Origin of the sequence: Dubosiella muris, from assembly GCF_004793885.1 — a bacterium.
In the GTDB taxonomy this organism is placed as follows: domain Bacteria; phylum Bacillota_I; class Bacilli_A; order Erysipelotrichales; family Erysipelotrichaceae; genus Dubosiella; species Dubosiella muris.
The window spans coordinates 33357-55338 of sequence record NZ_SRYG01000017.1 but is presented as its reverse complement, the minus strand read 5'-3'; the positions used below and the strand labels follow the sequence as shown (position 1 = coordinate 55338).

The following is a 21982-nucleotide window of genomic DNA, read 5'->3' as shown; positions in this document are numbered from 1 at the left end:
TTGATTTCCTCTCTTGGTTTGTCCCATTTGTTCCATTCTATCACATAATTCACTCAATAGCATCCAATGTTGCTATCGGTCCGCGATTCGCACGCCCCGCAATACACCCCGTTTTCCAGCCGCCACAAAATCTGCCCGCGCCCAAACACGCCGCACTCAGGCTCCACCACGATCTCGTGCCCCTTGGCCCGAAGCGCCGCCACGACCTTTGCGTCAAACGCCGGTTCCACCGCCACTTCCATGCCTTGCTTCCACATCCACCGCGGCGCATCGAGCGCCTCCTGGGGATGCATCGAGAAATCAAGCAGGTTCGTCAGCACTTGCACATGGCCCTGCGGCTGCATATAGCCGCCCATGACGCCAAACGCCGCGACCGGCTTTCCCGCTTTGGACAAAAAACCCGGAATGATCGTGTGATACGTCCGCTTGCCCGGCGCAACGACGTTGACATGCCCGCTTTCCAGCGAAAAATCCGCGCCCCGGTTTTGCAATGAAATCCCGTCCACGACGATGCCGCTGCCAAACCCCATGTAGTTGGATTGAATCATCGACACCATGTTGCCTTCCCGATCGGCCGCACACAAATACACCGTGCCCGAATGCGCCGGGTCGCTCACCCCAAACGCCTCTGAAAGCAAGTCGTCTGTTTGCACCTTCATCGCCAAAGGGTCGCTGACGTACGCCTTGGAATGGACAAACGCCTGCTTGATGGCCTCGATGTGCAAATGGATGGCGTCGGCATCCCGCGTCGCGCACGAAAAGGAGCGCAGCGTGTTGAGCGCCATCAGCGCCGTGATTCCCTGCCCGTTGGGCGGCAGCTCCCATACGTCATAGCCGCGATAGCGCACCGAGAGCGGATCCACCCACAACGTTTCATGGGCTGCCAAGTCCGAGGCCCGCAAAAAACCACCATGCCGCACGCTTTCCTCTTCAAGCCGCTTCGCCAGCGTCCCCGTGTAAAACGCCGCCCCTCGCGTTTGGGCGATCGCCTCCAGCGCCGAAGCGATGGAGGGCAGCTTCACCCACTGTCCCGCCTTGACTTCATAGCCAAACGTTTCAAAATAGCCGTCGTACTGGGCGTCGTTTCGCCAGTCCCGCCTGGCTTTGGCAAGCGCCAAATTCCACATCCGGGCGGTTTGCGCGCCAATCGGATACCCGTCTTTCGCGTATTCGATGGCCGGGGCCAGCACCTGGGCGAACGGAAGCCGGCCAAACCGCTCGCTCATCGCTACCCAGCCCGCCACTGCTCCAGGCACCGTGACAGGCGTCCATCCTGAAACCGGCATCGTTTGGATGGGGCCGTGTTTGTCTTGAATCGCCTCTTGGGAAAGCAGGCCGGGCGACTTGCCCGACGAATTCATGCCATGCAGCCGTCCCTCGCGCCAAATCAGGGCGAAATTGTCGGAGCCAAGTCCGTTGGCTGTCGGCTCCACCACGCAAAGCGTCGAAGCCATCGCGATGGCCGCGTCGATGGCGTTTCCTCCTTCCTGCAAGATCCGGATCCCGGCCGACGACGCCAGCGCGTTGCCGGTAATCGCCATTCCGTTTCGCGCGAACACGCACAACCGCTTTGACGGATAGCGGCTTTCGATATAGTTGTTTTCCTCGTTCATAGTCTATCCCTTTCCTTTTTTTCCATTATAGCGAAAACGGTTGCGCGTTGGCGAAAAAAAAGGCCCGGCCTAGCCGAGCATGGAAAGAAGCGCCGTCAGCGACGTGCTGTACACAAGAAGCGCCAGCGGCTTTCCAAGAACGATAATGGTCGTGAATTTTGTCAGCGACATATTCGTCAGCCCCGCGATCATGCAAAGCACGTCGTCAGGCGCGCACGGCAGAAAGATCGCCGCCGCGAAAAACCAGTCGAATTTTTTCCCCTTGTCCAGCCATGCCACGTATTTATTGTATTGGGCCTCGCTGACAAATTTGAGAATAAACGACTTGCCATAGCGTCTCGCCAGCAAAAACGCGATAATCGAGCCAATGACGAGCCCGGCGTAGTTGTATAAAAATCCAAGCGCCGGTCCAAACGCGATGACGCCGATCGCGCAGCTGATGCCGCCGGGGATGATCGGAATCACCACTTGAACGATTTGAATGAAGATAAAGATCAGCGGCGCCAGCCAGCCTGTCGAGGCCAGAAGATTTTGCAGCGCCGCAGGATTTGTAAAATAGCCTTGCGTGTAAAAATACACGAGCAGGACCACGATTCCGATCGTTCCGATCCATGTTGAAGTTTCCGCGATTTTTTTTGTCATCTGTATCACCTGGTTTTATCTTAGGCTAAAAAAAATAAAGGTTGCCTGTCATGAATCTTAACAATTTCTAACGTTTTTGAAAGAAAAAGAAAAAGCCGAATCAGGCTTTCTCTCCATCGCGTTCTTATTCTTCGACCAGCGAAAACTGGCTCTTGTCTACTAAACAGATCGGACAAACGAAGTCCGCTGGCACATCCGCCCAAGTCGTTCCTGGAGCGATATTACCTTCCGGATATCCTGCTGCTTCGTCATAGATCCATCCGCAAACATCACAAATATATTTTGCCATTGTAGAACATCTCCTTTATGGTTTTTAGTATGCCACACTTGCCTTCTTACATAAAACAGGATGCCCAATCATTCGTATTTGTAAAAGCCTTCCCCGGCCTGGACACCCGTCTTGCCCTCGTCGATTTTTTCCTTGAGCATCGCTGCGATCTTTTCCGTTCCCGGAATGGCCTTGGTAATGTTGTAGGCGGTATCCAGACCGACCACATCCAAAATCCGGAACGGGCCGTACGGCGCGCCGGTTCCAAGCACCCACGTCTTGTCGATCGTTTCCGCGTCCGCCACGTCGTTCACAAGCAAAGACTGGGCCGCCATCAAAAACGGCACGAGCATCGAATTCAAAATATAGCCCGGCTGCTCCTTTTTGAGTTCAAGCGGGATCATTCCAATCGAACGGGCGAAGTCCGACACTTGCGCGAACACCGCCGGATCCGTTTTCGCGTGCCCCATGACTTCCGCGGTGTTGTTTTGCCAAATCGAGTTGGCAAAATGCAAAGCCAAATACCGGCTCGGATCGCGCATGCCCTCGGCAAACGCGCTGGGAAGCATCGTCGACGAATTCGTCGCCACGATCGCGTCCTCCTTCAAAAAAAGCTGGAGGCTTTCGTAAAACGCCTGCTTGGAGCGCGGATCTTCCGCCACGGATTCTACGATCAAATCGGCGTCCCGCACGGCGCGCTCCAAATCCAGCTCGAAACGAATGCTTTCGGCCGCCTTTTGAACGCGCGCCTGCAAAGCGTCGATCTCTTCCGTCCGCAAATCGCGCAAGCCATCCACCAGCCCGCGCGGATACGCGGATTCGCTGCCGCAAAGCGGACGCAGCGCCTCCAGCGTGGAAAGATAAACCGCCTGCAGCCGTTCGAATTTGGGCCGCGCCCGCTCAATCGAGGCCGGGCTGCGAAGCCATACCGTCACGTCTTTTCCTTTGAACGCGCTTTGAAACGCGATCTGGCTGCCGAGAACCCCTCCGCCAGCCACCACAACTTTTTGAATCATTCTCTTTTTCTCCTTCTTTTCATCTATTTGTATTATAGACGAAATCGAAGCGCTTTCATAATTTAAAGCCGGAGTTCTTTCACGATTTTCGTATACAAGTCGATGCCTTTCAGCAGGATTTTCTCGTCGAAATCAAAGCAGGCGTTGTGCAGCGGAATGCCCGTCCCCGTTCCTAAAAAGAAGAAGACGCCCGGCACTTCCTGCTGATAGTAGGCAAAATCCTCGCTAATCATTTCCGGTTCGGGAAGCAAATGGACCGAACGCTCGATGTCTATGACCTGCTTGACCAGATCCGGGTCGTTCATGACGGCCGGGTAGCCAAGGGAAAACTCGAGCTCGATCTTGACCTGGCATTTGCGTTCGATATACGCGGCGATATGGTGCATGTTTTTTCGCAAATCCCAGTAAATATCGTCCTGGAACGCGCGTAGCGTGCCTTCCAGACGCGCGCGGGACGCCACGACGTTGCGCACGTTTCCGCTCTCCATCTTTCCAAAGCGCAGCAGGCGGTAAATGTCGGGATGATACATCTTTTCCATTTCATAGCACTTCAGCAAATATCTCGCGCCGGCCTCCATGGCGTCCAGCCCGTCTTTGTATTTGGCGACATGGCTCGATTTTCCTTCGATCGTGACATTCACCTCACTGGATCTGGCCATGAGCTCGTTGACGCGCGTCGCCACTTGCCCTTCCGGGATCATCGGCCACAAATGGGTCCCGAACACGCACGCGACCCGGTACCGCTCCAAAAGGCCGCTTTCGCAAAGCAGATTCGCGCCGCCCGGACTTTCCTCGCCCGGCTGAAAAATCAGCAGGACATTGTAGTCCAGATCCTCGAAAAAAGTATCCAGTTGGCAAGCGAAGCCAAGCAGCATCGCCATGTGGCCGTCATGTCCGCACGCGTGCATGCGGCCCTCGAACCGGCTCTTGAATTCGACATCCGTCTTTTCCTCGACCGGCAGCGCGTCCATGTCGGAGCGAAACGCGATCGTCTTTTCCTTTTTGGCGTCGAAAAAAGCGACCACGCTTGATTCAATCGGATGCTCGATTTGGCAGTGCAGGCCGCGCAGCTGCCTGGTGACGTATTTGCACGTGAGCGGCAAATCCAGCTCCAGTTCCGGGATCCGGTGAAGATCCCGCCGATATTTTTTCACAGTTTCCAGCATTTGTTTTTTCCTTTCGCAATTTCACGGTTCCATACTATCACATTCTTTTTGCCAGTTTCTATCCGGACCCAAACATTTTCAATTCTTTTCTGAAAATATGCGCTTGGATTTCATACGGCGGTGTGCTAAAATCATACCAATGATAGAGGCGCAAAAAAGACTCCATCCCCTTGAGCAGGCGTGCGTTTGAAAGGCGATGGGAGCGATTTTGCCGAACTGCGAAGCCAGGCGTGGCGGCGCGGTGGGCCAGCGGAAAACATCCGCTGGACTGTCTACCCCGGTAGGAGTGCTATCTTATTGTCATAGTCATTTACTTTATGCCAGTAGGATTCGCGCCTGCTGGCTTTTTCGAAGGAGAAAGAGAACGATATGGAAGAAATCAAAAACAACGCCTTGTACATCGGCGGCGTCCGCGCCCAGGATCTCGCCGATCAATACGGCACCCCCCTTTACGTCTATGACCAGGGCGTCCTTGAAAACAAACTGGAGCAATTCATCCGCTCCTTTCGCTCCGACCGGTTCAAAACGACGATCGTCTACGCCTCCAAGGCGTTTCTTTGCACCGCGATGGCGCGTCTGGCCGACCGCTACGGCATTGACCTCGACGTCGTCTCGGGCGAGGAGCTCTACGTCGCCAGACAAGCCGGCTTTCCAATGGAGCGGATCGTGTTTCATGGCAACAACAAAACCCTGGACGAGCTGAAAGCTGCCCTCGAGTATGGCGTTGGGACGATTATCGTCGACAACGCGCAGGAAGCCAGACGTCTGGCGTCGCTGCCGGTTTCCAAGCCGACGACCGTGCTGCTTCGCGTCAACCCCGGCGTGGAAGCCCACACGCATGAATACATCGTCACGGCGCATGTCGACTCCAAATTCGGCGTGCTCAAAGACGAGACGGACGCGATCGCGGCCATTATCGACTGCGTCGAAGCGAATCCGAACTTGCGCTTCCAGGGCTTTCACGCCCACATTGGTTCGCAAATTTTCGACCGCAACGCATTCAAAGCCGAAATCGAGACGATGGGCCGCTTTCTAGCCGGCATGAAACAAAAAACAGGTCGCGTCTTCCCGATTCTTGATTTGGGCGGCGGATTCGCAGCCACGTACACAAGTGAGGACGCCCCGATTCCCGTAAAGGAAGTCGGCCCGTTCATTTTGGAACAGTGCGCGGCCATCGACGACGAATACGATCTCGGGCTGGAGCGCATCCTCATCGAGCCGGGTCGAAGCATTGTCGCGGAAGCGGGCTACACGCTGTATCGGGCCGGCTACACGAAAACGACGCCCCACAAACGCTATGTCTTTGTGGATGGCGGCATGAGCGACAACATCCGTCCCGCTTTGTATCAAGCCAAGTACCGCGCCGAGGCGGCGGAAAAAATGAACGAGGAAAAAACTGAAACCTACTGCATCGCGGGCAAATGCTGCGAGTCGGGCGACATCGTCATCGAAAACGCCGCGCTGCCACCCATCGAAACCGACGATATTTTGGTTGTGTATACGACGGGCGCCTACGGCTATTCGATGGCATCCAACTACAACTTGCTGCGAATCCCCGCTGTCGTGTTCGTCAAAGACGGCCGCTCGTCGCTTGTCGTGCGCCGGCAGACGCTGGAGGATCTTGTCGCCAGGGATGCGGGGGACGCGTTATGAAAATCCCGTTTTCCAAATACCACGGCTGTGGCAACGACTTCGTTCTCGTGCGAGAAGCCGATGTAATCGGGGCCGACGCGTCCGCGCTGGCCGTGGCGATGTGCGACAGGCACTGCGGCGTGGGGGCCGATGGCTTGATTGTCGTCAGGACCGATCCGCTGGAGATGATCTACTACAACCAGGATGGCTCGCGCGCCCCGATGTGCGGCAACGGCATCCGCTGTTTTTCTCTTTTTTGCAAAGACGATGGCATCGTCGAGACCGACCGGTTCGACGTGGTCACGCTGGCGGGCACGAAAACAGTCGACGCCTTGCCGAATGGCCGGTTTCGGGTCGACATGCAAAAGCCGCAGTTTGAAATCGCGTTGTGCGGCATCGAGGCGCCCATCTGGGATGTCGAAGTGCTTGGCTTGCGGCTGTACACATTGTTCATGTCCACGATCCACACGGTCGTTTTCGTCGAGGACGCGTTCATGGATATCGAATCCATCGGGCGGGCGTTGTGTGAGCATCCCCTGTTCCACGCGCAAACCAACGTGAACTTCGTCCAGATCGTCGACGACAAAACGATCAAGGTGCAAACGTACGAGCGGGGCTGCGGAGTCACGCTGGCGTGCGGCACGGGTGTTTGCGCCAGCGCGTATGTGGCGCACCGCGAAAAAGGGTGCGCGCCTTCCCTTCACGTGTTGATGAAAAAAGGCGCTCTGGATATCCAGATCCTTGCCGACGACACGATCGTCATGCAAGGCCCGGCGAAAAAAATCGCCAAAGGAGAGTATTATGATGACTGAAATGATCAAAGGTTCGATCGTCGCGCTCGTGACGCCGTTCCACGAAGACGGAAGCGTGAATTTTGAGAAGCTCAAAGAGCTGGTGGAGTGGCATGTCGCCAACCAGACCGACGGAATCCTCGTTTTGGGGACGACGGGCGAAAGCTCGACGATGACGCACGAAGAAGACGACAGCGTCGTGCAGTGCGTTATTGAAACGGTCGCCAAACGCGTGCCGGTCATTGTCGGCGCCGGCAGCAACAACACGAACACCATGCTCAAAAAAAGCATCGACTATGAAAAGATGGGCGCGGATCAGCTGCTGCTCATTTCCCCCTACTACAATAAAACAAACGAGGAAGGCATGATTCAGCACTTCAAAACCGTGGCCGACGCCGTCCACATTCCGATCATCCTCTACAACATTCCCGGCCGGACCGGCTGCTCGATTTCCGAACACGCCGTGGCGGTTCTCAGCCAGCACCCCAACATCAAAGGCATCAAGGAAGCGAGCGGAAACCTGTCCTACGCGATGAACATTTCCAAATACCTCCATGACGATTTCGTCATGTATTCGGGCAACGACGACATCATCGTTCCGATGATGTCCCTTGGCTCCAGCGGCGTCATTTCCGTTCTCGCCAACGTGTTGCCAAACGAAACGCACGAAATGGTCCACGCCTATTTGGACGGCGACGCGAAAAAGGCGCTTGCGATCCAGCACCAGTATTTGGATTTGATTCACGCCTTGTTCGTGGAAGTCAATCCGATTCCGGTCAAAGAGGCGATGAACCAGATGGGCATGCAAATCGGCGGCTATCGCCTGCCTTTGACCCAAATGAGCGAAGCGCACAAAGAGCTCATGAAGCAGCGGCTCGAGGAGGCCGGTTTGCTATGAAGGCGCTCGTCGTCGGCAAAGGACGGATGGGACAGCTGCTGAGCGCGCACGCCGATTCGTTCGGCATGCATAGCCTTGGCTGCTGCGACGTTCTCGATCCCGCCCTTCTTTTGGACCACAAAGAGGAAATCGACGTGATTCTCGATTTTTCCCATCCGGACAATCTGGACTGGATCCTCGATGAAATCGAAGGGACGAACATCGCGCTCGTGGAAGGAACGACCGCGCTTTCCGAGGCCCAAAAACAGCGTCTTGCGCAGCAGGCCGCACGCCAGCCGGTTTTTTATTCCGCCAATTACTCGTATGGCGTCGCGGTGTTCCAAAAGCTTTTGAAAACGATCACCCCACTTTTAAAAGACGGGTTCGACATGGAGTTGGTCGAAACGCACCACAATCAAAAAGCGGACGCGCCAAGCGGCACGGCTCTCGCTTTACTTGAGGCGATGGATCCAGACGGCGAGTTTGAGCGCGTGTACGCCCGGGAAGGCGTCGTGGGCAAACGCGGCAAGGAAATCGGCGTCCACGCTTTGCGGGGCGGCACGATTGCCGGCATTCACGAAGTCGACTTTTTTGGCGAGGACGAAACCATCGAGATCAAACACACCGCGACAAGCCGGATGATCTTTGTGAACGGCGCTTTGAAAGCCGCCCGGTTTTTGACGGACCAACAGCCCGGCTTGTACACGATGGACGATTTATTGCGGTAGGAGGACAACATGGACGCACAGGAAATTATCAAATTCATTCAAACTTCAAAAAAGAAAACACCCGTCAAATTGTATATCAAATGCGACAAGGACATCGTGTTCCCCAACACGAAGCGCTTTGGCGACATCGTCATTGGCGACTGGGAAGACATCGAGCCGGTTTTGCGCTCGCACCTGCTTTCCGTGGAAGACTACTACATCGAAACCGTGGCGCGCAACTCCGCGGTGCCCATGCTGGATACGAAAAACATCAAGGCCCGCATCGAGCCTGGGGCGCTGATCCGCGACCAGGTGACGATTGGCGACAACGCGGTCATCATGATGGGCGCCATCCTGAATATCGGAGCGATCGTGGGCGAAGGCACGATGATCGACATGGGCGCGATTTTGGGCGGACGCGCGACGGTGGGCCGCCATTGCCATATTGGCGCGGGCGCGGTGCTGGCTGGCGTCATCGAGCCGGCGAGCGCGACACCGGTTATCGTGGAGGACAACGTCCTGATCGGGGCCAACGCCGTTCTCATTGAAGGCGTGCGCGTTGGAAAAAATTCCGTGGTCGCCGCGGGCGCGGTTGTTGTGGAGGACGTGCCGGAAAACGTGGTCGTCGCGGGCTGTCCGGCGAAGATCATTAAGAAAAAAGACGAGAAAGCCACCGCGAAAACCGAATTGGTCGACGCGTTGCGCACCTTATAAGAAAAAGGCGCAGGATGAAAATCCCGTGCCTTTTTCTTTGCCTACCCTTTGTCTTTGCGGGCGTGCAGGATTTTTTTCTTTTGCGCTCTGGAAAGCGGGATCCTCGCCGCGTTCACAAGCTCCACCTCGTCCTTGTGCCACGAGGCGATGTGCTTGGCGTTCACCAAATACGACACGTGGACCCGCAAAAACCCGTAGGGCGCGAATTCGGATTCCAGATCCGACATGTTGATGCGTTTTTGAAACTCCCCTTTTGTCGTGTGGAAAATGACCATTTTCTCCTCTTTTTCCAAATAGTAAATCGTTTCGTATGGCAAGTTGACGTGCACCCCGTTATACGCCAGGGCGTACACTTCGCTTTGACGGCTTTGTTTTTGGATGGTCGAAGACAAATCCTCCAAATCCTTGACGAGAGTTTCCTTGCGCACGTAAAGCATCCGCTCCCGGCCGTCGCTGCCGCGCACGGCGTCGGGATCCTCGCACACATACACAAACAACGCGTTTGGGTTGTCGTGCACAAACACGCTTTCCAGACGCGGTGTTTTGAACATTTCGTCAAACACGAAAATTTGATAGTCCTCCTCCTTCATCGCTTTCGCCAGCTCGCTCGCCTTCCAGAAATGGCGGAACATCCAGTCCGTATGCCGAAAAATCTTTCCAAACTGAAAGATGATTTCCTTTGATTCTTTTTCATATTCTAAAATCGCTACTCGTATCATATCGTTGTTCCCAGTACCTGCTTTTCATTTTTTCTTTTATTATACGGCTTCAAAAAAATGTACGCAAGGAACAAAAGAAAGCGTATTCATCATTCACGCGCGCGCCATGCCCGTTTGGCGCCCGCCACGCCCAAAACAAGCGCAAGCAGGCTGACAAGAGCGCGCGTCGTCGCCAGATCGCATACGAACTTTCCCATCGAATACGTGACGTACTTCCCGATTTCCATATTCAGCGCCCGGTACGGCGTCAAAAACAACACCTTGTTGAACAGACCGGTCGCGCCCGTAGGCGCGATAAACGCCGGAATGAACAAGCAGCCCGCCAGCACAAGTAAAGTCACATACGGATTTTCCACCCGGACCGACAGCCACAATGTAAAGGCGATCAGCGCGCAAAGCACAAGCGTCGCGAGGCCAAAGGCGCAAAGGGCAAGCCGGGCGAACGTCCAGTCGTACGGAATGACGCTTGAGGCGATCTGGATCGGAAGCTGCGCGCTTGTGTAATGCGCTGTAAGCGAGGAAGGTTTGTTTACGGAAAGGATCTCCGTGTTGTTTTTATCGAGCACTTGCGCCCACAAACCGTATGTTTCGATTTGATTTTTCCCGGCCGGCGTCAAAACGATTTCGCTGTCTTTGGTTTCCAGAAAGAGCGCGAAATTTTCGGTAAAGCGCGCCGGCCACGAAGCGAGGCTCATGCCTTCGGACGAGGGAATGGCGAACACGAAGTAAAACAAAAAAACGCCGGCCAGTCCTATCACGACGGGAAACAAGAGCAGCCAGCGCCAGCCTTTCCGCTTTTTTTCTTTACGGCATCGCATCCGGATCCACCAGTTTGTAGCCTAATCCCTTTTTCGTGACGATCCAGCGGGGCGCGGACGGATCGTCTTCCAGTTTCTGGCGCAAATGGCGAATGTGCACCATGATCGTGTTGTCGCAGCCGGCGCTCTCCTCTTTCCAGACGCGTTCGAAAATTTGTTCCCGGCTCAGGATTTGATTGGGATGGCTGGCGAGCAGCGCCAAAATTTGAAACTCGACACTTGTGAGTTCGACGGGCCGTCCGTCTTTTTCGACGCGGCATTCGTCCAAAAATAAAACGAGGGCTCCGACCTGCACGCGCCTTATCGTGGTTTGTGGCAAACCGGCGCGCCGCAGCTGCGCCTTGACGCGGCACACGAGCTCGCGGGGACTGAACGGCTTGGTGATGTAGTCGTCGGCACCGAGGGCGAAGCCAATCAGCTTGTCGACTTCCTTGCCGCGGGCCGACAAAAACAAGATCGGGCACGATCAGAGCGGGCGCGCATTCCCGGCACAACGCGACGGCCTCCTGTCCGCTTGAAGCGGTGTCAACATGCCGGTATCCTGCCTGTTTCAGGCTGTATTCAATCAAATCGCAAATATCTTGCGCGTCGTCGACAACGAGAATCGCAGGTTCCTGTTCCATAAGATCTTCCTCCTTTTCTTCCATCGTCGCAAAGAAATCTTTTGTTTTGGGGTTGAAAATTCGAAAGATTTTCGAAAAAAAAACCGCCCGAAGACGGTTGTGATTGCTATTCAACGATTTCGCGCCAGAACACCGCACCCAACGAGCGCAGCTTTTCATCCAAATGGTCGTATCCCCGGTCGATGTGGTACACGTCGTGGATCTCGGTGATACCATCGGCCATGAGTCCGGCTACGACAAGCGCCGCGCCGCAACGCAGGTCGGTCGCGACCACGCTGGTGCCCGACAGGCGGGTCGGTCCGTTAATGAAGCCGTTTGGAATGCGGACGTCGATGTCGGCGCCCATTTTATTCAATTCGTTGCAGTGCTTGAAACGCTCCGTGTAAATGGTTTCCGTCACAATCGACTGCCCTTTGGCTTGCGTCAGCAGCGTCGTGAACGGTTGCTGGACATCGGTCGCGAAGCCCGGGTACGGCTTGGTCAGGATCTCGGTTGGTCGCAGTTCCTTGTCGGAGCCAAAGATTTCGACGAAATCCGGTCCGACTTTCATTTGAATGCCGATTTCCTCGAGCTTCATCAAAATGGCTTCGATGTGCTGCGGGATGATGTTTTCGATAACCATGTCGTCCGCCATCGCCGCGGCCATGATGATGTACGTCGCCGCTTCGATCCGGTCCGGGATGATTTCGTGCGAGCAGCCTTTCAGCTCCTGCACCCCGTCGATGACGAGCGTGCTCGTTCCCATGCCATGGATCTTGGCGCCCATTTTGTTGAGCAGCGTCGCGATGTCGATAATTTCCGGCTCGCGCGCCGCGTTTTCAATGACCGTGCGTCCTTTGGCGTACACGGCCGCCATCATGATGTTGATCGTCGCGCCGACGCTGGAAATGTCCAGGAAGATCCGGCTGCCGACAAGCTCGTCCGCGTGCAGGATATAGCATCCGTGCTCGTACGTGATCGTCGCGCCCAGCGCTTCGAATCCTTTCAAATGCAAGTCGATTGGCCGCGGCCCCAAATAGCACCCGCCCGGCATCTTGATTTGGGCGTGCCCGTATTTTCCAAGCAGCGCGCCCATGAAATAATAGCTGGCTCGCAGCTTGGATACCGCGTTGGAAACCATCGGAATGTTTTCCATATTCGTTGGATCTATATATAATGTTTCTTCATCAATTTGTTTCACTTCCACATTGAGTTCCCGCAGCAGCACCGTCAAAGAGCGAACGTCGGAAATGTTCGGCACCCCGTAAATGGTAACCGGCGCGTTCCCGAGAACACAGGCTGGAATGAGAGCCACAGTCGAGTTCTTCGAACCACTGATGCGAACTGTCCCGTGTAAACGATGACCACCTTCGATTTTGATCACTTCTTCCATCGTTTTTCCTCCTAATTCCAAACCATTATAAACTATAAGCCCGTTTCCCGCTACTTAAAAAATGTCATTCTTTGCCAGATCACTTTAAATGATCATTCATCCAGTTCGTGATTTCCGTTAACCGCCGTACACGGTGCTGCGGTTTTCCTGAACGCGACAAGTCGTGGTTTTCCCCATGGAACACGCACATGCGCGCCTCGATGTCGCGATCCAGCAGCGCGTTGAGCATTTGAACGCCTTCCGACAGCGGACAGCGGTAGTCCTCGTCCGAATGGATGAACAGCGTTGGCGTCGTCACGTTTTTGGCGTATTTCAACGGCGAGTGGAACCACAGCTTTTCCACGTCGCCATCCATTGTCGCGCCTTGCTGGTCGGCCGTGAAATACGGACCAATGTCGCTCGTTTGCGAAAACGAGATCCAGTTGGAAATGCTGCGCTGGGATGCCGCCGCCCGGAAACGGTTGGTGTGCCCGATGATCCAGTTCGTCATAAAGCCGCCATAGCTGCCGCCCGTCACGCCAAGCCGGCTGGCGTCCAGCTGGGGAATGTCGGTGAGAACCTGATCGACAAAACGCATCAAATCGTCGTAGTCGATCGTGCCGTATTTGCCGCGAATGTCGGCGAACTCGTTGCTGGCGCCATCCGAACCGTGCGGGTTGGCGTAAAACACGAAATACCCCTCGGAAGCCCACAGCTGCATTTCATGGTAAAACACCGTGCCATACACCGTTTTCGGTCCGCCGTGGATATCCAAAATACCCGGATACGTCTTGTTTGGATCGAAGTCTTTTGGATACAGCACATACCCGGTCATCCGGCCGCCATCAAAGCCAGCGTATTCCACCGGCTGCGGCACAGCCACCCAGCGTTCGGCCTCGTCGTTAAACGTCGTGCAAGCGCGCAACCCGCCATCGCGCACCGCGTACAATTCTTGCAGACTTGCCGTTTTGGCGCCAATGAGCAGCAGCTCGCCATCGACAAACGTAAACGCCTGGATCGTTCCCTCCATGACGAAGATCCGCTCAAAACGGTCCGTAAAGCGATACAATTCGACGTGATCCTCGACCGTCGTCGTGAAATACAGCGCGTTTTCATGAACGAGCAAGGCGTTTCCGCCTACGCACGCGCAATCCGTTCCCACCGTGTTACCAACGCAAAGTCCCCATTCGCCCAGCTTTTGCAGCGGCTGGTCTTTTCCGACCCGGTAAAGATCGGGATTCTCGTTCAATCCAAACCGGACGCAATCGCTGCCAAACACATACACGCCATCTTTTGCCGGAGCGAAGTCCTGAATGGACAGCGTTTCGGCTTCAATCAAAGTCGTCCATGCGCTTTGGCTTGGATCCACCTGAAACAAGGCGGGCATAAGCGAGCTCTTTCGCTTCCATTCCTCTCCAACCACATAGATTTGATCGTTGGCGACCTTGACCATCGCCGCGTCGAAGAGCGGGCTGGTCAACGACGTCAGCTCGCCTTCCTTCCACAAATAAAGATGGGCGCGTTTTTTATTCGTGATGCCCGCGCCATTGACATAAAACGGAATCTCGTCGAACACCTCATAATCGGTTTCGTTGGATTGCCCGTCTTCGCGAATAAGCAAAACGAGCGTTCCATCGCCCAGACAGCCCGCGATTTGCGCGTTGTCAAAGTCAAGCGTCGCGATTTCTTGCGCTTCGCCGCCTTGAAGGGACAACTCATAAATAGACGTTTTTCCTTCCCGCTTTTTCCGGTTGCCGCAAAAGACGATCGTGTCGTCGTCAAGAAAAGCGAAATTGGATTCCTGGCCAAACGAAGTCAGTGGCCGGACCGTTCCGTTTTTCCATTGGTATAAAACCTGGTCGTACGTGTTGTCGGTTTCGTTGGCGACAGCTTTCACAAAGATCGCCGTCTGGTCCCGGCTTTTTAAATTGCCTAAAAACGAATACGTGTATAAATCGTCAATCGTCGTTGGTTTCATATTTTCCTCCTGTAAAAAAAAGGTGGTCGCCCACCTTTTCATCCGTTGTTTGATTTACGCTTTGTCTGCCGAACCGAAGAAGTTGACTACGTAGTCTTCTACAAGACCCTGGATCGCGTCAGCGCCTGGTTTAAGCAGTTTACGAGGATCGTATCCTTTTGGTTTGTCGATGCCGCCGTCTTCGATGTATTTCTTCGTCGCGTCAGCGAATACGATCTGGCATTCGGTGTTGACGTTGACTTTCGAAACACCCAACGTGATGGCTTTTTTCACCATTTCCTGCGGGATACCGCTTCCGCCGTGGAGAACGAGTGGTTTTCCGTCTGTCTTGTTTTGGATCTCTTCCAAAACCTCGAAGTTCAAACCTTTCCAGTCCGCTGGATATTTTCCATGGATGTTACCGATGCCGGCAGCCAGGAAGTCCACGCCAAGACCGGCGATTTCCGCGCATTCTTCAGGGGAAGCCACTTCGCCATTCGAGATGACACCGTCTTCTTCACCGCCGATACCGCCGACTTCGCACTCGATCGAGATGCCTTTGGAATGAGCGAGCTCGATCAGTTCTTTCGATTTTTCAATGTTCTCTTCGATTGGGAAATGCGAACCGTCGAACATAACCGAAGTGAATCCGGCTTCGATGGCTTTTTTCGCGCCTTCGTATGTACCATGATCAAGATGGATCGCAACCGGAACGGTGATGCCGTAGAAGTCCATGATGTTTTTCACCATGTCAACCGCGTTTTTGTAACCGCACATATATTTTGCGGCACCTTCCGAAACACCCAAGATCACTGGAGATTTTTTTGCTTCGCAGCCAAGCAGGATCGCCTTGATCCACTCCATGTTATTGATGTTGAATTGAGCGATCGCGTAATGCCCTTCGTGAGCCTTGTTGATCATTTCAGTAGCCGATACTAACATTATACTATTTCCTCCTTTAGTAAATTCTTTATCGTCATCAATATTTTACTCCATTCCAAATCATTTGAAAAGAAGAAAATGAAAACGCTCATTTTTTTCAGAAACAAGACGTTTACCGTCTGGAAGGTCCGTACAGTCCGCAAGGAACCGCCAGCGAGCGGATCCGCTCCAGGATCCGCATCGAAGCCACTTCGGCGCTTTCCTCCCGCACTTTCGCGTACTGCTTTTTCAATTCCTCAAGCGTGTAATTCGACGTGAAATACGTCTTGAGCCGGTTGTTCATCCGATACTCCAAAATCGGAAATAGGATCTCGTCCCGCGTCCAGGCACTAATGCTTTCCGAACCGATATCGTCTAAAAACAACACGTCGCAAAACTTCATCCGCGACAGCATCGTCACGCGAAACCGGCTGTCCGTCATGTTTTGCTTAAGCGACTGGATGCACTGCGGCATGTTCACAAAGCACACTGTCTGCCCGGCTTTGGCGTAGTGGTTGGCAGCCACGCGCGACAAATACGTTTTTCCCGTTCCGGGCTGGCCGTATAAATACATGCCTTTCTCCGTTTCGTAATCGGTCATCGCCACAAACACTTCCGTGTATTCGTTTGATTCCTGTCCAAGATGGATGGAGTTTTCATCAAGAAGAAGATCGGCGTAGGAGCCATCGAAAATTTTATAGTTGCGCCGGTGCGCGAGCTGCTTTTCCTCATCCTGCTCGTAGCGGCACGCCTTGTACACGTCCGTCAAATATCCTTCGGCATCCACGTCAAGCATTTGCAGCCGCCCCTTCAAAGGCTGGCGGCAATACCGCAGCCCCAGACACCCCTGGCATTTCGCCACCCGTTCGACCCACGATAAAAACTGGGAGGAATGCTTTTCCAGCACTTCCATCGGCAGATGGTTTCGACGCATGAAGTCGACGACAAGCTTGTTTTCCTTTAGCTTCTGGATTTGCTCAAAGCGGCGCGCCTGCTGCGCCGGATCCAGTTTGATTTGAAAATCTTTCATCGCTTATTTCCCCGCTGCTTTCTTTTGGCGAGCCAGCGCTTTGGCTAATAGCTCCTCGCTCACCGGCGTGTTCGGCTTGTAGTCGTACCACTCCGGCAGACCCGTGCTCACGCCCGGCGTCTTGGCCGCGTTCATGCCGCTGCGCTCGGCCTCGATTTGTTTTTGGGCTTGCTCCCTCGTCGTGATTTTGAGCCGGTTCCAGGCCGCCGCCACCTTTTCCACATAGGCGCGCTGGAATTTTTGTCCGGTCACGTCAAGCAAATATTCCACAAGCAAGTTGACGACCTCATTGGAGAATCCGTATTTTTCACTCAAATCGCGGATAAGACTCTCGTCGGCGCGGGCCATCGGCGCGCTTTGGCGCATTTGAAAGAAATGCATCGGATCCATCTGATACGGATCCTCCGGCGCCGCCACCGGTTTTTTCAACGTCGCGTGGACAAGACGTTCCAGCTTTTCCGGAGAAAACGCGTGGGTGTATGGATTGCACGCCCGGTTCACGTACTTTTTCATCTCTTCGGCGCCAATGCCGTAAATCGAAGCGAGCGAGGCAATCAAGTCGAGGTTTTTGCGCGTCCTAAACCGCGGCGGAAACACCCGGTCCATTTGCACGAAAAACGTTTCGAAGTCAAACGAGCGCTCAAAGCCTCCCGTCTTCTCGCCAGGACGCAGGCTCGCCATGATCGCCTCCTGGTCGTCGTTCCAGTTTTGAAGCCGCGCGCTGTCGAACGGCTTGGTAATTTCGACCATCCCCTGCGTGTCGATGTTTCTGGAAGCAAAATGCAGTTTCAAGGCGTCGTAAGACTTCGAGCCCATTTGGGCGACAAAAAGCCGGCCAAACGTGTTGTCTTTTAAAAAGTCGTACGCTTCCAGCGGCGGAAACAACACGACCAAATACTCGCGCGACGCCGCTTTCTGATACGTTTTCAGCAGCCGGAACTCCTCGAGCGTCTGCCGGGCGGATTCCAGCCGTTTTTCACTGAAGCCGCACAAGCGAAGCATTTCCTCCATGTCGAGCGTTTTTCCCCGCATCGCCCGCAGCAAATGGTACAACGTAAACGAGCGGTCGGTAATCAAGGGACGGTACAGCAGCGTCAGCACATCTTCCCAGTCTTGCGCGAACGTTCCTTGCGTGTCGATTTCAATTTTCCCTTTTTTCACTTGCCTCCAACCTTTCCATCAGCGCCGCCACTTTCGTCTGGAGCGCTTGACGCGATGCCGAATTGTCAATGACGACCGTGCTTCCCGCTTTTTTCTTTCGCGCATCCCACTGGCTGGCGATGCGCGCCTTCGCGTCCTCCCGGGAAAAATGCCGTTGCTCCATCAGACGCTGCAACGCGACGTCTTCATCGCACGTGACGCACCAAATCGTCTTGAACCGGCATTCGGCGCCGATCTCAAACAAAACCGGCATTTCCACAAACACGACCGGCGCTTGCTGCTCCAAGATCCACGCCTGCACCCGCTCGAAAATGCGCGGATGGAGAATGCCTTCGACCGCGGCCTTTTTGCTTGCGTCGCCAAAAATCGCCTTCGCCATCGCCGGCTTGTCGATTTGTCCCTGGTCGTCCACTTTGACAAAAGGAAGCGCGCGCAGCGCGTCGTAAGCCCGACTGCCTGGCAAAAGCAGCTCGGCGTTCACCCGGTCGCAGTCGATGACCGGATAGCGCGAAGCCAAAATTTTGGCGACCGTGCTTTTCCCCGAGCCGATCGTTCCGGTAATCGCGATTATTTTCTGACCTGGCAACGCGGGCAAAAATACGTGCTCCGCCCTTTCCATTTGATTTTCTCGATTGGATCCTGGCATTGCGAACACTCCTCTCCTTCCCGCCTATGCGCTTTTAATTCCAGTTGAAACCGGCCCGTCACGCCCAAAGAGGACGTGTAGGAGCGAATCGTCGTGCCGCCCGCCTTGATGGCCCCGTTTAAAATTCGTTTCGTTTGCGCCACGATCGCCTCGCAGTCCGCCTCGTTCAAGTGCCCGGCGACGCTGCGCGGATCAATCCGGGCCGCGAACAAAATCTCGTCGGCGTAAATGTTGCCGATCCCGGCAATGACCGACTGATCGAGCAAAACGCTTTTGATGTCGCGCCGGCATCCCCGCGTCTTTTCGTACAAATGACGTCCTGTCGCGTCCTGAAAATCGACGCCGACGCGCGCGAAACACGGCAGACTGGCGATGGAGCCTGTTTTGGGATACAAATACATGCGCCCGAACTTGCGCGTGTCGTGATAGCACAAATACCGGCCGTCGCTCAACGTGAAAATCGCGTGAATGTGCTTGTCCTTCGGGTTTGGATAGGCGTCAAAAAGATAAAACTTTCCTTCCATGCGCAAATGCACGATCCAGTCGTAATCCTGCGTTTCAAAACCAAGGTATTTTCCGAGCCGGAAAAACCGCTCGATGCGCTGGTTCACAAGCGCGGCCTCGAACTGGCGGGCGTCCATGTTGTCGGCCAGCTTGTCGTGAAACAGTTCCGCCTTGACAATTCTCGCCTGCCCGATTTGGGTTTCAAGCGTCGAGAGGACGGTTTGAACTTCTGGTGCTTCCGGCATTATTTGGCCTCGTACCAGTTTTGGCCATATTCGATCGACGCCTTAAGCGGCACGTTAAGCGCCATCGCCTCGTCCATCGTCGTACGAACCAGTTCAAGAATCGCGTCCACTTCGTCGTCGGGCACGAGAAAAATAAGCTCGTCGTGGATCTGGAGAAGCATTTTCGCCTCAAAGCCCTGCTTCGCCAGCGCCGCGCTCGTCTTGATCATCGCGATTTTGATCAAATCCGCCGCGCTGCCTTGAATTGGCGCGTTCATCGCCGCCCGCTTTCCAAACTCGCGCGTCATGTAGTTTTTGTCGTTGATTTCCGGAATCATCCGCCGGCGGTGCATCATCGTTTCCACAAAGCCGTGTTCCTCGCAAAAGGCAATCGTCTTGTCCATGTACTGGCGAATGTTCGGATACGACGCGAAGTAGGCCGCCATAAACGCGCGCGCCTCGTCGCGGGAAATGCGCAGCGTCTGCGCCAGACCAAACTCGGTTTGGCCGTATATGATACCGAAGTTGACCGTTTTGGCTACCCGGCGCATGTGGTCGTCCACCTCGTCAGGCGCGACGCCAAACAACTGCGACGCGGTTTTCGTGTGAATGTCCACACCTTCCTGAAACGCCTCGATCATATTGTATTCGTCGGCCATGTGCGCCAGCATCCGCAGCTCGATTTGCGAATAGTCGGCCGACACGAGCTTGTAGCCCGACGGCGCGACGAACACTTTCCGGATCTCCTTGCCTTCCTCGTCTTTGACAGAAATGTTTTGCAGGTTCGGATCGGAAGAGGACAAGCGCCCCGTCTGGGTCATCGTCTGGTTAAACGTCGTGTAAATTTTTCCGCCATGGATGTAGCGCGCCAGCCCCAGGATGTACGTCGACATGATTTTCGAGTATTTTTTGTATTCGAGAATGTCGTCGATAATCGGATGCGCGTCCCGCAGCTTTTCCAAAACGTCGGCGGCCGTCGAGCGCTTCTTGCCTGTCTTTAAGTGCAGCTCGTCAAACAACACCCCCGCCAGCTGCTTCGGCGAGTCGATGTTGAACGCATGCCCCGCGTAGCCGTAGATCCGCTCCATCAGTCCATCCATCTTGTCCTGGTATTCGTGGCGCAGCGCCTCGAGCTTTTCCTCGTCCACATGGATGCCGGTGCGCTCCATGTCGTACAAAATAGGAATGAGCGGCAGTTCGATGTTTTGATACAAATCCTGCATGTCCTCGATCGCGAGCTGGTCGAGAATCGCGAGTTTTTTTTGCTCGATCTGCATCGCGAGCGCGGCGATCTCCGGCACCATCCGCTCTTGCGTGAAGCCGCCAAGGCTCTTTTTTCCTAAGTCGCGCCAAGGCTCGGGAAGCTGCACTTGCAGCGCCTCAAGCAAGTAGTCCATGTTCGTCGCCTGCGAAAACAGCAGGAAGCTGGCGATATGGTAGTCCTCGGCAAACGTCGGCACCGGAAAGCCGTACCGGTCCAGCAAATGCATCATCGCTTTCGCGTTCCACGTTTCCAGCTGTTTGTTTTCCTGAAGCGCTTTTAAAAACGCCGCGTCCCTGGACGCGTTTTCCAGTGGCAAATAGTACGCTTTTTGACGCTGCGGAAACAAAAAGCCATACAACGTCTGCTCTAAAAACGGCTCGTCGCTCGCGACGGCGAAAAACAGCAGGCTGTCCGGGTCCGCGAACGGAATCGCGTCCAGAGAAGCCACCGTTTCCACCTCGTATTGGCGCGCCGGCTGGGGTTTCTCCTCGCTCATCAGCGAGCGCATTTCGTATTTTTGATAAAAATCGGCGGCGCTGTGGGATTCCACCGTGAGATCCGCGAGCGAAAACGGCAAATCCATCTGGGTGTAAATGGTCGCCAGCTCTTTCGATAAAAAAGCCATCTCCTTGCCGTTTTCCAGTTTTTCCTTCATCTTTCCTTTGACTTCGTCCAAATGCTCGTACACGCCTTCCACGGTGCCGAACTGGTGAAGCAGCTTGAGGGCGGTTTTTTCGCCGACGCCTTTGACTCCGGGAATGTTGTCGGAAGGATCGCCCATCAGCCCTTTGAAGTCGATGATTTGCGCCGGACTCAAGTCGTAAGCCTCCCGCAGCGCCTCTTCGTCCATTAAATCCATTTCGCTCAATCCCTTTTTCATGAGCAGCACTTTCGTGGTCGGGTCGATGAGCTGCAGCAAATCCCGGTCGCTTGTCAAAATGGTCGTATCCATGTCCGCACTGCCTTTGGCCGCCGAGCCGATGATGTCGTCGGCTTCGAAACCTTCCTGCTCGTAGCGGGTCACGTGGATCTCGTCCAAATATTCACGCACGAGCGGCATTTGCGCGATCAAGTCCTCGTCCAGCTCCTTGCGCGTCCCTTTGTACGCTTCGTATTCTTTATGGCGAAACGTCGGCTTTCCGGCGTCCCAGGCGACAAGAACCGCGTCTGGCTGAATGATTTGCATCGCCTTTTGCATCATGACGATAAAACCAAAGACGGCGTTGGTCGGAATGCCCGAGGAAGTCGACATTCGATTCGTGTACGCCGTGGCGTAATACGCCCGGAACAGCATCGAGTTCCCGTCGATCAATAGTAGTTTTTTCACGTTTGATCCTC

The 21982-nt window shown here is 54.6% G+C and carries 21 protein-coding genes and 1 riboswitch; of the genes, 5 read left to right on the top strand and 16 right to left on the bottom strand.

Going from position 1 to position 21982, the window contains the following annotated elements:
• Window positions 1–53: 53 nt before the first annotated feature.
• From E5336_RS08690 to E5336_RS08670, 5 genes are all read right to left on the bottom strand, one after another.
• Window positions 54–1613, bottom strand: a complete 1560-nt coding sequence (locus tag E5336_RS08690) for a gamma-glutamyltransferase family protein (protein ID WP_135980726.1) — start codon at window positions 1611–1613, stop codon at window positions 54–56.
• Window positions 1614–1682: 69 nt separating this feature from the next.
• Entirely contained in the window at window positions 1683–2255 is a 573-nt protein-coding gene (locus tag E5336_RS08685; RefSeq protein WP_135980725.1) for a TVP38/TMEM64 family protein, read from the bottom strand.
• A gap of 124 nt (window positions 2256–2379) precedes the next feature.
• Window positions 2380–2544, bottom strand: a complete 165-nt coding sequence (locus E5336_RS08680; protein ID WP_135980724.1) for a rubredoxin — start codon at window positions 2542–2544, stop codon at window positions 2380–2382.
• Window positions 2545–2612: 68 nt separating this feature from the next.
• A complete protein-coding gene (locus E5336_RS08675; protein ID WP_135980723.1) occupies window positions 2613–3539 on the bottom strand; it encodes a 3-hydroxyacyl-CoA dehydrogenase in 927 nt (308 codons plus the stop codon).
• A 62-nt stretch (window positions 3540–3601) separates the two neighbouring features.
• Window positions 3602–4705, bottom strand: coding sequence for a M20 metallopeptidase family protein (locus E5336_RS08670; protein ID WP_135980722.1), 1104 nt, complete (start codon window positions 4703–4705; stop codon window positions 3602–3604).
• A 135-nt stretch (window positions 4706–4840) separates the two neighbouring features.
• Window positions 4841–5005: riboswitch (Lysine riboswitch) on the top strand.
• A 69-nt stretch (window positions 5006–5074) separates the two neighbouring features.
• Here E5336_RS08670 and lysA point away from each other — a divergent pair.
• From lysA to dapD, 5 genes are read left to right on the top strand one after another with little or no spacing between them, the layout of a single operon-like run.
• Complete coding sequence (gene lysA, locus E5336_RS08665) at window positions 5075–6358, top strand: diaminopimelate decarboxylase (RefSeq protein ID WP_135980721.1); 1284 nt, start codon at window positions 5075–5077, stop codon at window positions 6356–6358.
• On the top strand, window positions 6355–7149 hold the full coding sequence (gene dapF / locus E5336_RS08660; protein WP_135980720.1) for a diaminopimelate epimerase: 795 nt from the start codon (window positions 6355–6357) through the stop codon (window positions 7147–7149). Before lysA ends, dapF begins: the two co-directional genes overlap by 4 nt.
• Window positions 7139–8026 (top strand): 4-hydroxy-tetrahydrodipicolinate synthase, encoded by an 888-nt coding sequence (gene dapA / locus E5336_RS08655; protein ID WP_479682360.1) that lies wholly within the window; start codon window positions 7139–7141, stop codon window positions 8024–8026. Before dapF ends, dapA begins: the two co-directional genes overlap by 11 nt.
• Window positions 8023–8733 carry a 4-hydroxy-tetrahydrodipicolinate reductase gene (dapB, locus tag E5336_RS08650; RefSeq protein WP_135980719.1) on the top strand — a complete coding sequence of 237 codons (711 nt, stop codon included), beginning with the start codon at window positions 8023–8025 and terminating at the stop codon, window positions 8731–8733. Before dapA ends, dapB begins: the two co-directional genes overlap by 4 nt.
• A 9-nt stretch (window positions 8734–8742) precedes the next feature.
• Window positions 8743–9426 carry a 2,3,4,5-tetrahydropyridine-2,6-dicarboxylate N-acetyltransferase gene (gene dapD / locus E5336_RS08645; protein ID WP_135980718.1) on the top strand — a complete coding sequence of 228 codons (684 nt, stop codon included), beginning with the start codon at window positions 8743–8745 and terminating at the stop codon, window positions 9424–9426.
• A 41-nt stretch (window positions 9427–9467) separates the two neighbouring features.
• Here dapD and E5336_RS08640 read toward each other — a convergent pair whose 3' ends face one another.
• The 11 genes from E5336_RS08640 to polA all read right to left on the bottom strand — a co-directional run bounded on the left by E5336_RS08640 (window position 9468) and on the right by polA (window position 21971).
• The gene (locus E5336_RS08640) at window positions 9468–10145 is read right to left on the bottom strand and encodes a LytR/AlgR family response regulator transcription factor (RefSeq protein WP_135980717.1); all 678 of its coding nucleotides are present in this window, start codon (window positions 10143–10145) and stop codon (window positions 9468–9470) included.
• Between the two features lie 89 nt (window positions 10146–10234).
• Window positions 10235–10963: a hypothetical protein gene (locus E5336_RS08635; RefSeq protein WP_135980716.1), complete on the bottom strand. Its 729-nt coding sequence runs from the start codon at window positions 10961–10963 to the stop codon at window positions 10235–10237.
• Window positions 10950–11417, bottom strand: a complete 468-nt coding sequence (locus tag E5336_RS08630) for a response regulator transcription factor (protein ID WP_277820830.1) — start codon at window positions 11415–11417, stop codon at window positions 10950–10952. The genes E5336_RS08635 and E5336_RS08630 overlap by 14 nt, the downstream gene beginning before the upstream one ends.
• Window positions 11418–11692: 275 nt before the next feature.
• Complete coding sequence (locus tag E5336_RS08625; protein WP_135980715.1) at window positions 11693–12958, bottom strand: UDP-N-acetylglucosamine 1-carboxyvinyltransferase; 1266 nt, start codon at window positions 12956–12958, stop codon at window positions 11693–11695.
• Window positions 12959–13037: 79 nt separating this feature from the next.
• A complete protein-coding gene (locus E5336_RS08620) occupies window positions 13038–14915 on the bottom strand; it encodes a S9 family peptidase (RefSeq protein ID WP_168353618.1) in 1878 nt (625 codons plus the stop codon).
• A 54-nt stretch (window positions 14916–14969) separates the two neighbouring features.
• Window positions 14970–15839, bottom strand: a complete 870-nt coding sequence (gene fba, locus E5336_RS08615) for a class II fructose-1,6-bisphosphate aldolase (protein WP_135980713.1) — start codon at window positions 15837–15839, stop codon at window positions 14970–14972.
• 109 nt (window positions 15840–15948) lie between these two features.
• Complete coding sequence (locus tag E5336_RS08610) at window positions 15949–16845, bottom strand: ATP-binding protein (RefSeq protein ID WP_135980712.1); 897 nt, start codon at window positions 16843–16845, stop codon at window positions 15949–15951.
• A gap of 3 nt (window positions 16846–16848) precedes the next feature.
• On the bottom strand, window positions 16849–18006 hold the full coding sequence (locus E5336_RS08605) for a DnaD domain protein (RefSeq protein ID WP_135980711.1): 1158 nt from the start codon (window positions 18004–18006) through the stop codon (window positions 16849–16851).
• On the bottom strand, window positions 17987–18601 hold the full coding sequence (gene coaE, locus E5336_RS08600; protein ID WP_168353617.1) for a dephospho-CoA kinase: 615 nt from the start codon (window positions 18599–18601) through the stop codon (window positions 17987–17989). The genes E5336_RS08605 and coaE overlap by 20 nt, the downstream gene beginning before the upstream one ends.
• On the bottom strand, window positions 18574–19401 hold the full coding sequence (gene mutM, locus E5336_RS08595; RefSeq protein WP_135980709.1) for a bifunctional DNA-formamidopyrimidine glycosylase/DNA-(apurinic or apyrimidinic site) lyase: 828 nt from the start codon (window positions 19399–19401) through the stop codon (window positions 18574–18576). The genes coaE and mutM overlap by 28 nt, the downstream gene beginning before the upstream one ends.
• Window positions 19401–21971, bottom strand: a complete 2571-nt coding sequence (gene polA / locus E5336_RS08590) for a DNA polymerase I (protein WP_135980708.1) — start codon at window positions 21969–21971, stop codon at window positions 19401–19403. The genes mutM and polA overlap by 1 nt, the downstream gene beginning before the upstream one ends.
• Between the last annotated feature and the right edge of the window lie 11 nt (window positions 21972–21982).